The sequence below is a fragment of the Pelomonas sp. KK5 genome, assembly GCF_001984095.1.
Lineage (GTDB): Bacteria > Pseudomonadota > Gammaproteobacteria > Burkholderiales > Burkholderiaceae_C > KK5.
The window spans coordinates 1-11,054 of record NZ_LYVQ01000220.1 but is presented as its reverse complement, the minus strand read 5'-3'; the positions used below and the strand labels follow the sequence as shown (position 1 = coordinate 11,054).

Annotated in this window: 7 protein-coding genes; 5 read left to right on the top strand and 2 right to left on the bottom strand. The window is 70.8% G+C overall.

The features are described from left to right. Positions 1 to 189 precede the first annotated feature (189 nt). Positions 190 to 2,355 carry a carboxy terminal-processing peptidase gene (locus tag B0W88_RS25410; RefSeq protein WP_077037397.1) on the top strand — a complete coding sequence of 722 codons (2,166 nt, stop codon included), beginning with the start codon at positions 190 to 192 and terminating at the stop codon, positions 2,353 to 2,355. A gap of 33 nt (positions 2,356 to 2,388) precedes the next feature. Here the strand turns inward: B0W88_RS25410 and B0W88_RS25405 are convergent, their stop codons facing one another. Next, positions 2,389 to 3,291, bottom strand: coding sequence for an SDR family oxidoreductase (locus tag B0W88_RS25405; protein ID WP_077037396.1), 903 nt, complete (start codon positions 3,289 to 3,291; stop codon positions 2,389 to 2,391). A 93-nt stretch (positions 3,292 to 3,384) separates the two neighbouring features. Here B0W88_RS25405 and B0W88_RS25400 point away from each other — a divergent pair, with 93 nt between their 5' ends. Next, positions 3,385 to 4,203 (top strand): helix-turn-helix transcriptional regulator, encoded by an 819-nt coding sequence (locus B0W88_RS25400; RefSeq protein WP_077037395.1) that lies wholly within the window; start codon positions 3,385 to 3,387, stop codon positions 4,201 to 4,203. A 9-nt stretch (positions 4,204 to 4,212) separates the two neighbouring features. Here B0W88_RS25400 and B0W88_RS25395 read toward each other — a convergent pair whose 3' ends face one another. Then, positions 4,213 to 6,105 carry a methyl-accepting chemotaxis protein gene (locus tag B0W88_RS25395; RefSeq protein WP_077037394.1) on the bottom strand — a complete coding sequence of 631 codons (1,893 nt, stop codon included), beginning with the start codon at positions 6,103 to 6,105 and terminating at the stop codon, positions 4,213 to 4,215. 147 nt (positions 6,106 to 6,252) lie between these two features. Between B0W88_RS25395 and B0W88_RS25390 the strand changes: the two genes are divergently transcribed. The 3 genes from B0W88_RS25390 to B0W88_RS25380 form a co-directional block, all read left to right on the top strand. After that, positions 6,253 to 6,933 carry a helix-turn-helix domain-containing protein gene (locus B0W88_RS25390; protein WP_077037393.1) on the top strand — a complete coding sequence of 227 codons (681 nt, stop codon included), beginning with the start codon at positions 6,253 to 6,255 and terminating at the stop codon, positions 6,931 to 6,933. Between the two features lie 72 nt (positions 6,934 to 7,005). Then, complete coding sequence (locus tag B0W88_RS25385) at positions 7,006 to 9,210, top strand: ATP-binding protein (RefSeq protein ID WP_077037392.1); 2,205 nt, start codon at positions 7,006 to 7,008, stop codon at positions 9,208 to 9,210. Then, positions 9,207 to 11,054, top strand: a 1,848-nt coding sequence (locus tag B0W88_RS25380; RefSeq protein WP_077037391.1) for a bifunctional diguanylate cyclase/phosphodiesterase, incomplete at its 3' end; no start/stop codon positions are given. The genes B0W88_RS25385 and B0W88_RS25380, both read left to right, overlap by 4 nt.

Here is an 11,054-nt window from a genome sequence, read left to right as displayed (position 1 = left end):
TTCGCGGTGAGCGTCGAACCCAGCGGCGGCTCGCCGACCGGCCAGCCGACCGGGCCGGTGGTGTCGGTCGGCAGCGTCTAGGCGGCTGCGTATCCCGCGCATGCGAAGCCGGTTCTCCGGGCCCGGCCGGCGGTTTCCGCGACTCGTGGCAGTATCCGGGAATTACCGTTCATGCGTGGTGTAGTGAGAGTGAAGCAAAAGCTGATTTGGATCCTGCTGGCCCTGGCGGTCACGACACGGGGTGCGGTTGCAGATTCGACGCCTGCCGGACCGCTGCTGCAGCCGTCGGCCCAGGAGGCCAAGGCGGCCCGCCTGGCCGCGGAACTGCTCTCGCGCTACCACTACAAGGCCATCCCGCTCGATGACGCCCTGTCGAGCCGGATCTTCGACCAGTACCTGAAGGCGCTCGACCCCGAGAAGCTCTACTTCCTGCAGTCCGACGTGGACCGCCTGGCCGCGGCCGACCGCACGCGGCTGGACGATGCCATCCTCGGCGAGGACCTGCGCGCGCCGTTCGAGATCTTCAACCTGTACGAGCGCCGGGTCGTGGAGCGGATGAGCTACGCCCGCGGCCTGCTGGCCAAGGGATTCGACTTCGAGCGCGACGAGGCGCTGATGATCGACCGCAAGGACCAGCCCTGGCCCGTCACCGAGGCCGATGCGCGCGAGCTCTGGCGCAAGCGCATCAAGAACGACTGGCTGCGGCTCAAGCTCGCCGGCCAGGACGAGGCGGCCATCGCCAAGGTGCTCGACAAGCGCTACGACGGCGTCGCCAAGCGCCTGGGCAAGCTCGCCAGCGCGGACGCCTTCCAGGCGTTCATGAATGCCTACACGATGGCGATCGAGCCCCACACCAACTACCTGGGTCCGCGCGCCGCGGAGAACTTCGACATCGCGATGCGCCTGTCGCTGGTCGGCATCGGTGCGGTGCTGACCGAGATCGACGGCTACATCACCATCCGCGAACTGGTGGCGGGCGGGCCGGCGAGCCAGTCGGGGCAGCTGAAGGTCGGGGACCGCATCGTGGGCGTCGCCCAAGGCACGGGCGGGCCGATGAGCGACGTCGTCGGCTGGCGCCTGGACGACGCCGTCGCGCTGATCCGCGGCACGGTGAATTCCACGGTGCGGCTGGACATCCTGCCGGCCGACAGCGGGCCCGATGCGTCCAGCAGGACCGTGGCCCTGGTCCGCAACACCATCACGATCCAGGACAGCGCGGCCAAGGCCAAGGTCTATTCCGTCACGACCGGCGAGGGCCAGCGCCTGGTCGGCGTGATCACGCTGCCGTCGTTCTACGAGGACGTGGACGGGCTTAGAAAGGGCGACAAGGACTACCGCAGCGCCGGGCGCGACGTGGCCGCGCTGCTTGCGGACATGAAGGCGCGCAAGGTGGACGGCGTGCTGATCGACCTGCGCAACAACGGCGGCGGCTCGCTGCGGGAGGCGGTCGGCCTGACCGGCCTGTTCGTCGGCAAGGTGCCGGTGGTGCAGACGCGCAATGCCCAGGGCGGCATCACCGTGGAGAAGAACGTCAACACCGAGGTGGCGTGGAACGGGCCGATGGCCGTGCTGATCAACCGCGCCTCGGCCTCGGCCTCGGAAATCTTCGCGGCGGCGATTCAGGACTACGGCCGCGGCCTGGTCATCGGCGAGCCCAGCTTCGGCAAGGGCACGGTCCAGACCGTGGCCAGCCTCGACCAGATCGCCAGGAATGCCACGCCGGAGTATGGCGAGCTGAAGATGACCATCGCGCAGTTCTTCCGGGTGAACGGCGGTACCACGCAGCTGCGCGGCGTCACGCCGGACATCGCCTACCCGTCCACCGGCGACGACACGCAGTTCGGTGAATCGAGCTTCGACAACCCGCTGCCCTGGACCCGCATCAAGGCGGCCGACTATTCGCCCGTGGGCGACGTGGCGGCCCAGCTGCCCCGCCTCCTCGCCTGGCACGAGAGCCGCGTGCGGAGGGACCGGGAGTACCAGGACCTGCTGGAAGACATTGCAAGGGCGCGGGACATTCGTAAGAACAACGTGATCTCGCTCAACGAAGCGGCGCGGCGCAAGGAACGCGCCGTCCAGGAGACGCGCCTGGCCGCGATGCGGGCCGGTGCCGGAGCGGACGCAGGCGGCGAGCTGTCGGACGATGGCCTGCAGTTCAACGAACGCAAGCTCAGCAAGGACCTGGCCATGGAGAAGACCAGGGCCTCCGCCAACGACGTGCTGCTGAATGAAGCCGTGAGCATCGTGTCGGACAGCGCGGCCTTGAAGGCAGGCCGGTCCGACATGGCTGCGAGCGCCTTGTCCACCCATCCGGTCGTGGTCACGGCCCAGTCGACGGCGCCGTCGAAGCAATGAGGGGCGGCCGGCGGCGTCGGCGCTGCCGAGGGATCAGCCGGCGGTGAACGCCGAGTAGTCCATTGCGGCCAGGTCCTCCAGCAGCGTCGGCCCCGTCGGGTTCCAGGCCAGCCGCTCCCGGGTGAGTCGGGAAGACGCCGGCATGTCCATGGCCGCGAAGCCCGCCATCCAGCCGAAGTGCTCGGCAGCCTCGTCGCGCTTCAAGGAGACGGCCGGCACACGCAGGCCGCGCGCGATCGCTTCCGCAATCTCGCGCATGGCGATGCCTTCCTCGGCGACGGCATGCCAGCGCGCGCCCGCGGCATGGTGCTCGAGGGCCAGGCCATACAGCCGCGCCACGTCGTCCACATGCGCGGCCGGCCAGCGATTGGCGCCGTCCTCGAGATAGGCGGCGACGCCCTTGGCCCGGGCCAGGGCGACCAGCGGCGTCGTCAGGCCCTGCTTGACGGTGTCGTGCACCTGCGGCAGCCGGACGACCGCGACGGACACGCCCTGCGCCCTCAGCGCTTCGGCCGCATGCTCCGAGGCGCTGCGCGGATTGGGATGCTGCAGGTCCAGCACGTCCTCGACGGCCAGCACGCCTGGCCCGCCGCCGCCCATGCCGGTGCCGGACGTGATGAGCAGGGGCTTGTCGGTGCCCAGCAGCGCCTCGCCCATCGCGTGGATGACGCGGCTGTCCTTGCGGGTGTTCTCGACGAAACGGGAGAAGTCGTGGTCGAAAGCCGTGTGGATCACGGCGTCGGCCACACGGGCGCCGGCGGCCAGGCTCGCTGGATCCTCAAGCGTGCCGCGATGGGCCTGCGCGCCCGCTTCGCGCAGCCGGCGGGCGCTGTCGTCGGACCGGCACAGCCCCAGCACCTCGTGGCCGCCCTGGACCAGCAGCCGGGTGATGCGGGAGCCGATGAAGCCGGTCGCCCCGGTCAGGAATACACGCATGTCACACCTCCGAATCAGATTGATGGTGCATTGGAGCGTGCCGGCCTAAACTGGTAAATACGTGACCTTATCCTGTTATAGCGGCCACCACCCATGACGACCGATCTTGCCCCGCTGGGCTCCTACCTGCGCAATCGGCGCACGCGGCTGGACCCGACCGCCTTCGGCTACTCCACGGAGCGGCGCCGCACCCCCGGCCTGCGGCGCGAAGAAGTGGCGCAGCGCGCCAACATCAGCCCGACCTGGTACACCTGGCTGGAGCAGGGGCGTGGCGGAGCGCCGTCGGCTGCCGTGCTCAACCGGCTGGCCGAGAGCCTGATGCTCACCGAGCTGGAACGCCAGCACCTGTTCATGCTGGCGCTGGGCCGGCCGCCCGAGATCCGCTACCGCGCCGTCTCCGGCATCACGCAGCGGCTCCAGCGGGTGCTGGATGCCTTCGCGACGAGCGCTGCCATCGTCAAGACGATGACCTGGGACGTGCTTGCCTGGAACCGCGTCGCGGCCGTGCTGCTCACCGACTACGGGCTGCTGGAACCCCGGGAGCGCAACATACTGCGCCTGATGTTCGGCCGCTCCGAGGTCCGCCGGGCCCAGGAGGACTGGGACAAGGTGGCGCGCGTGGTGGTCGGCGCCTTCCGCGCCGACGTGACGCGGGCGGGCATGAGCGAGGAGGCCTCCCGCCTCATCGAGGAGCTTTCGCGCACGAGCGCCGAGTTCAAGGCGCTCTGGGCGGATACGGAAGTCACCGGCATGAGCGAGGGCACCAAGCGCCTGCACCATCCCCGGGCCGGCGTCGTCCAGCTCGATTTCTCCACCTTTGCCGTGGACGGCCGGCCCGAGCTGGCGATGGTGGTGTTCAACCCCGCGGGGCCCAGGGACGTCAGGAAGGTGCAGCAGTTGCTGTCGGGCTGACGCCCCGGTTCAGGCCAGGCGGAAGGCGGCCACCGACGCCACCAGCGACATCGCCTGGCTCTCCAGGCTGGAGGCCGCGGCCGCCATCTCCTCCACCAGCGCCGCATTGCGCTGCGTGCCCTCGTCCATCTGCTTCACCGCCTCGCCGACCTGGTGCACGCCGGTGGCCTGCTCGCGGCTGGCATCGGTGATGCCGCTCATGATCGTCGTCAGCCGGCCGATCTGCGCCACCACCTCGCCGACGGTCGAGCCGGCCTCGTCCACCAGGCGGCCGCCGTGCTCGATGCGGCCCACGCTGTCCTCGATCAGGACCTTGATCTCCTTGGCCGCCGCGGCGCTGCGGCCGGCCAGGCTGCGCACCTCGCTGGCGACCACCGCGAAGCCGCGGCCCTGCTCGCCGGCCCGCGCTGCCTCGACGGCGGCGTTCAAGGCGAGGATGTTGGTCTGGAAGGCGATCGCGTCGATCGTCGAGGTGATCTCGGCGATGCGCCTGCTGGCGGTGGTGATGCCGCGCATCGTCTCGACGACGCGGCCCATCGCCTCGCCGCCCTGGCCGGCCACCTCGCTGGCGCCCTGGGCCAGCGCGCCGGCCTGCCGCACGGCCTCCACGTTGCCGCTGACGGTGGAGCCCAGCTGCTGCATCGCGGCCGAGGTCTCCTCCAGCGCGCCGGCCTGGCTCTCGGTGCGCGAGGACAGGTCCTGGTTGCCCTGGGCGATCTGGGCGCTGGCGGTGGCCACGCTCTCGGAGTTGCGGCGCACCGAGTCGACCACCGAGGCCAGGCTGGTGCCGATCGTGTTGATGGCGCGCACCAGGCGGCCGATCTCGTCGCGGCGCGGGGTCTGCACGTGCACGGTCAGGTCGCCTGCGGCGATGGCGCCCGCAGCCAGCTCGACCTCGTGGATCGGCTTGACGATCAGCCCGCGGATCAGCGCCCACGAGGCCACCGACAGCGCCGCCAGCAGCGCCGCGGCCAGCGCCATGTAGCGGTTGCGCAGGCGGCGCACGTCGGCGGTGAACTCGGCCACGTCGCCGCTGCCGGCGATCAGCCAGTTCCACTCCTTCAGCGTGGTGAAGGCGGCCAGCGTGTCGCGCGGCGCGGCGTAGCGCAGCGTGCCCTCGCCGGCATCGAGCATGGCCTTGGCCTCGGGCACGTCCTGGCCCTCCAGCGTCGGGTGGACGACGGCCCTGCCGAAGTTCTTGCCGGGCTTGGCGTCGAGCACGGTGAAGTAGCCGCTCGGGCCGATCTTCAGCTCGCGGATCGTGGCCTTCAGCGTGTTCATGAAGTCGGTGAAATCCAGGCCGACGAAGGACAGGCCGATGGTCTGGCCGGCGGCATCGCGGATCGGCTCGTAGCGGGTCATGTACTGGCGGCCGAACAGCGTGGCCATGCCCACGTAGACGCCGCCGGCGGTGACCGCCTTGTAGCCCGGGTGCTCGCGGTCCAGCAGCGTGCCGACGGCGCGCTCGCCCTTCTCGTTCTTCAGCGAGGTGCTGATGCGGACGAAGTCGTCGCTGCCGGTCTTCGCGAAGATCGTCGCGACCGAGCCGGTGGTCTGGCTGAAGCCGTCCACCAGCGAGAAGTCCAGCTTCACCGGGCGTCCGTCCAGGCTCAGCTCGCCGTCCCGGTCCTGCTCGAAGCGGCCCTTCAGCGTGGCGAGGTAGACCTTGTGCAGCGCCTCGGTGCGGCCGCGCAGGTCGCGGTCGGAGGCCTGCACCAGGCGCTTGAGCAGCTGCGTCTTCTCGGCGATCTCGTCCTGCGCCGAGGCCTGTACCGACTGCGACAGCGACCAGCTGATCGCGGCCACGAAGGCGCCGAAGAGCAGGGCGATCAGCGAGATGTTGAGGGCGGTGAGCTTGGTGCCCAGGCTCAGGCGGCGAATGAAGGAAAGGGTCGAATTCATGTTCTCTTGCGGGCGACCCGGATTTAAGTCGTGTGTCTTAATTCTAGGTGCCGATGCCTGATGGACCGCGTCGACTATTTCACGGGATCGAGGGTCTTTACTTATTTCACCTTTCACGTTTAATTCAGCTGACTTACCATTTCGACCATGTCGTCCGATCCCTCCGCCGAGCTGTCGTCCACCGCGCTGCACATCCTCGATGTGGCCGAGCCGCTGTTCGCGCGCCACGGCATCGAGAAGGTGTCCTTCCGCGATCTCGTGGCGGCCAGCGGCCAGCGCAACATCTCGGCCGTCAGCTACCACTTCGGCGACCGGCCCGGGCTGCTGCAGGCGATGGTGGCGCGGCGCATGTGGGTGCTCAACGTCGACCGCCTGGCGCGGCTGGACGCGCTCGCCCGCGAGGGCCGGGGCGGCGAGGTGCATGCGGTCGTGGCCGAGGCCTTCGGCGTGCTGGCCGACGCGGTGCGCCAGCAGCATTGGGGCCGGGACTTCGTGCTGATCCTCTCGCAGCTGCTGTTCCATCCGGACATGAGCATCGAGGCGCTGGTGAGCCCCGAGCTCACCGGCAGCATCGAGACCGCGCGGCGCATGGCCCGCCGCGTGCTGAAGGAGCTGCCGCTGGCGGTCTTCAACGAGCGGGTGGACATGGTCTACCACCAGGGCGTCTACGCGCTGGCGATGTGGGTGCAGGCCAACGGCCCGGTGACGCCGGACAACGCCGGCGCCTACGAGCGCTTCGTGCGCAACACGGTGGACTTCCTCGCCGGCGGGCTGATGGCGCCGGTCTCGCCGGCCCGGCGTGCGCGTACCGCTCATTCCCGCGGTTAGGTGAAGATGCACGGTGGCCCGATCGGGTAGGCGCTCCCCTATCATCGCCAGGGTCGGCTCGAACCCTGGACGATGGAACAAGACCCTGCTTCTTCCGCCCGCTCCACCCCGCCAGCGCTGGAGGCGCCGCGCCTGCCGCTGCGCCTGATGCTGAGGTTCGCCGACGACGCCTTCGAGCGCCGCTTCGGCGAGCACTACCTGGCCTTCTATCACCGCTATGCCCAGGCCGCGCTGCTGCTGGGCGTGCTGCTGATCGTCGGCGACTTCCTGGTGGACTGGCTGGCCCGGCCCGCGCTGGCGGCGAACTGGCTGCGGCTCACCGTGGCGGTGCCGATCCTGCTGGCGGGCCTGGCCTACACGCTGCTGCCACAGGCGCGGCGGCTGTGGCAGCCGGTGCTGGGCGGCTTCATCGTGGCGGCGGCGCTGTGCCTGTTCGACGTGCTGGCGCGCATCGATGCCGAGGGCGGCCACGGCCTGGGCTCCTGGGTCGGCATCCTGAACTTCATCTTCCTGCAGTTCTACTGCTTCGTCGTGCTGGGCGTGCAGTTCCGGGTGGCGCTGATGGCCGGCCTCGCGATGCTGGGCCTGTTCGAGTGGTCGCTGTGGAACCATGCCCGCGAGCTGGCGGGCGACGCGGCCTACTGGTCCTATCACGTCGTGACCCTGTTCATCCTGGCGGCCGGCGTCGGCTGGTCGCGCGAATACCTGCTGCGCCGCGACTTCGCCGCCCAGCGCGCGCTGGAGGACGCCCGCGCCGCGGCCGAGCAGCTGGCCCGCGCCAAGAGCGCCTTCCTGGCCACGATGAGCCACGAGATCCGCACGCCGCTGAACGGCGTGCTGGGCATGAACGAGCTACTGATGGACACCGGCCTGTCGCAGCAGCAGCGCAGCTGGGCCGAGGCGGTGCAGGTCTCGGGCCGCCACCTGCTGGCGCTGATCAACGACGTGCTGGACGTCTCCAAGATCGAGGCCGGCCGGCTGACGCTGGAGGCGGTGGACTTCGAGCTGGGCCAGCTGCTGGAGGAGGCCCGGCTGATGTTCGCTCAGCCGGCCGCGGCCAAGGGCCTGGCGCTGACGGCGCATGAGCTGACCCCGCACGGCCCGCTGTGGCTGCGCGGCGACCCGCTGCGGCTGCGCCAGGTGGTGGCCAACCTGGTGGGCAATGCGATCAAGTTCACCGAGCGCGGCGGCGTCGCGCTGCGGGCCGTGTGGGAACGGGAGGGCGAGGCCGTGCGCCTGCGCATCGCCGTCGAGGACAGCGGCATCGGCATCCCCGAGGCAGCGCGCGCGCTGATCTTCGAGAAGTTCGCCCAGGCCGACGGCTCCACCACCCGCCGCTACGGCGGCACCGGCCTGGGCCTGGCGATCTGCCGCGAGCTGGCGCTGCTGATGGGTGGCGATATCGAGGTGGAGAGCCGGCCGGGCGAGGGCTCTCGCTTCACGATCGTGGTGGCGCTGCCGGCGGGCACGCCGGGCGTGCTGCCGTCGATGCCGGCGCGCGCGCCGACGCGGCTGCGCGGCACCGTGCTGCTCGTCGAGGACCATCCGGTCAACCGCAGCGTGGCGATGGGCATGCTGCGCAAGCTGGGCCTGGACTGGCGCCTGGCCGAGAACGGTGCCGATGCGGTGGAGCAGGTGCGCCGGCACGACTTCGACGCGGTGCTGATGGACTGCCAGATGCCGGTGATGGACGGCTTCGCGGCCACCGCCGCGATCCGCGCGCTGCCGGATGCGCGGGGCGCGAAGCTGCCGATCGTCGCGCTGACCGCCAACGCCGGCGAGGAGGACGCGCGCCAGTGCCGCGAGGCCGGCATGGACGGCTTCGTCGCCAAGCCCTTCAGCCTGGCCGTGCTGGCCGCGGCGCTGGCGCCGTGGCTGGAGGCCCGGTCCCCGGAGGCACCCGCGGCGACGGCGACGGTCGCCCGCACCGGTGCGATCGACCGCAAGGCCATCGCCACGCTGATGGAGCTGGACGAGGACGGCGAGCTGCTGCGGGAGGTGCTTGAAGGCTTCCTGCAGACAGCCGACCCCGGCCTGACCGCCCTGGAAGCCGCGCTGGCCAGCCGCGATGCCCGCGAGCTGGCGCGCACGGCCCACGCGCTGAAGTCCAGCGCCGGCAATGTCGGCGCGCTGGCGCTGGCGGAGCGCTACGGCGAGCTCGAACGCGGCGCGCGCGGTGGCGGCCTGGACGGCGCGGCCGCGCTGATCGAGGCGATCCGCGCCGAGCAGCGGCGGGCCGCCGCTGAACTGGTCACGCTCCTGAGGGAGCACGCATGACCCTGCGCATCCTCTTTGCCGACGACGACAGCAGCACCCGCTCCATGATGCGCGCGCTGCTGCGCCGGCTCGGCGCCGAGGTGACGCTGGCGGTCAACGGCATGGAGGCGCTGATGCTGTTCCGCGCCTCGCCGCAGGACATGGTGCTGCTGGACGTGGACATGCCCGGCATGGACGGCTACGAGGTCTGCACCACGCTGCGGCGCGAGGCCGGCGAGCTGCTGCCGATCGTGATGGTCACCGGCATGGACTACGGCGGCTCGGTCGAGCGCGCCTACGAGTGCGGCGCCACCGACTTCATCGCCAAGCCGATCAACTGGGCGATGCTGGGCCACCGGCTGCGCCACCTGATCCGCAACCACCAGACCCAGCTGGCGCTGCAGGCGGCCGAGGGCCGCGCCGGCGAGCTGACGATCTCGCTGCGCCGCGCCAACGAGGAGCTGCGCGCCGCCAACGAGACGCTGCAGCGCCGTGCCTTCGAGGATCCGCTGTCCGGCCTGCCGAACCGCTCGCTGTTCAACCACAAGCTGGAGCGCGCGCTGGCGCGGCATGCGCGGCGCGACGCCGCCTCGCCGACCCGGCTGGCGGTGATGTTCATCGACCTGGACGGCTTCAAGCCGGTCAACGATTCCTTCGGCCACGCCGCCGGCGATGCGGTGCTGCGCGACGTGGCGCGGCGACTGCGCACGGTGGCGCGCGAGGGCGAGACGCTGGCGCGGCTGGGCGGCGACGAGTTCGTGATGCTGATCGAGTCGTCCGACGCGGTCGGCGACGCGATGAAGCGCGGCCAGCGCATCATCGAGATGCTGCGCCAGCCCTTCGTGCTGGGCGAGCAGCAGGTGACGCTGTCCTGCTCGATCGGCGTGGTCGTGCACCCGGACCAGGAGCGCGACGGCCACCGGCTGCTGGCCTGCGCCGATGCGGCGATGTTCACCGCCAAGCGCATCGGCGGCGGCACCTGCGTGCTCTACGAGGCCGGCATGGCCGAGGACGGCACGCAGCAGCTCTTGATGCAGCAGGCGCTGCGCGAGACGCTGGACCGCGGCCTGCTGGCGCTGGAGTTCCAGCCCAAGCTGGAGAGCCTGCGCGGGCGCATCCGCGGGCTGGAGGCGCTGCTGCGCTGGCAGCATCCGCGCTTCGGGCCGGTGAGCCCGGCGGTGTTCATCCCGCTGGCCGAGCGCTTCGGCATGATCGGCGCCATCGGCAACTGGGTGATCGACCAGGCCTGCGCCCAGCTCGCCGCCTGGCGCGACCAGGGCCTGGGCTGCCATGTGGCGATCAACCTCTCGCCGCACCAGCTGCGCCAGGCCGACCTGCACGAGCGCATCTCGCAGGCGCTGCAGCGCCATGCGCTGGACCCGACGCTGCTGGTGTGCGAGATCACCGAGTCCGCGATGATGGAGAACAACGAGGAGGAGCGCGGCCAGCTGCGCCACCTGGCGGCCCTGGGCGTGCGCCTGTCCATCGACGACTTCGGAACCGGCTATTCCTCGCTGGCCCAGCTGCGCTACATCCCGGCGCGGCAGCTGAAGATCGATCGCAGCTTCATCGTCGACCTGGCCGACAGCGCCACCGCCCGCGCGATGGTGGAGGCCATCGTGCGCCTGGGCCATGCGCTGGGCATGGAGGTGGTGGCGGAGGGCGTGGAGGAGGAGGAGCAGCTGCAGGTGCTGCGCGAGCTGCGCTGCGACCTGCTGCAGGGCTTCTACATCGCGCCGCCGATGCCGGCCGAGGCGGTGCCGAAGTGGCTCGCCGGCCGCGAGGTGGCCAAGCGCGAAGGGCGCGAGACCAGCTTCGACAGCGAACTGGGCGCCTATGCGCCCACGCTGGTCAGCAAGCTGGAG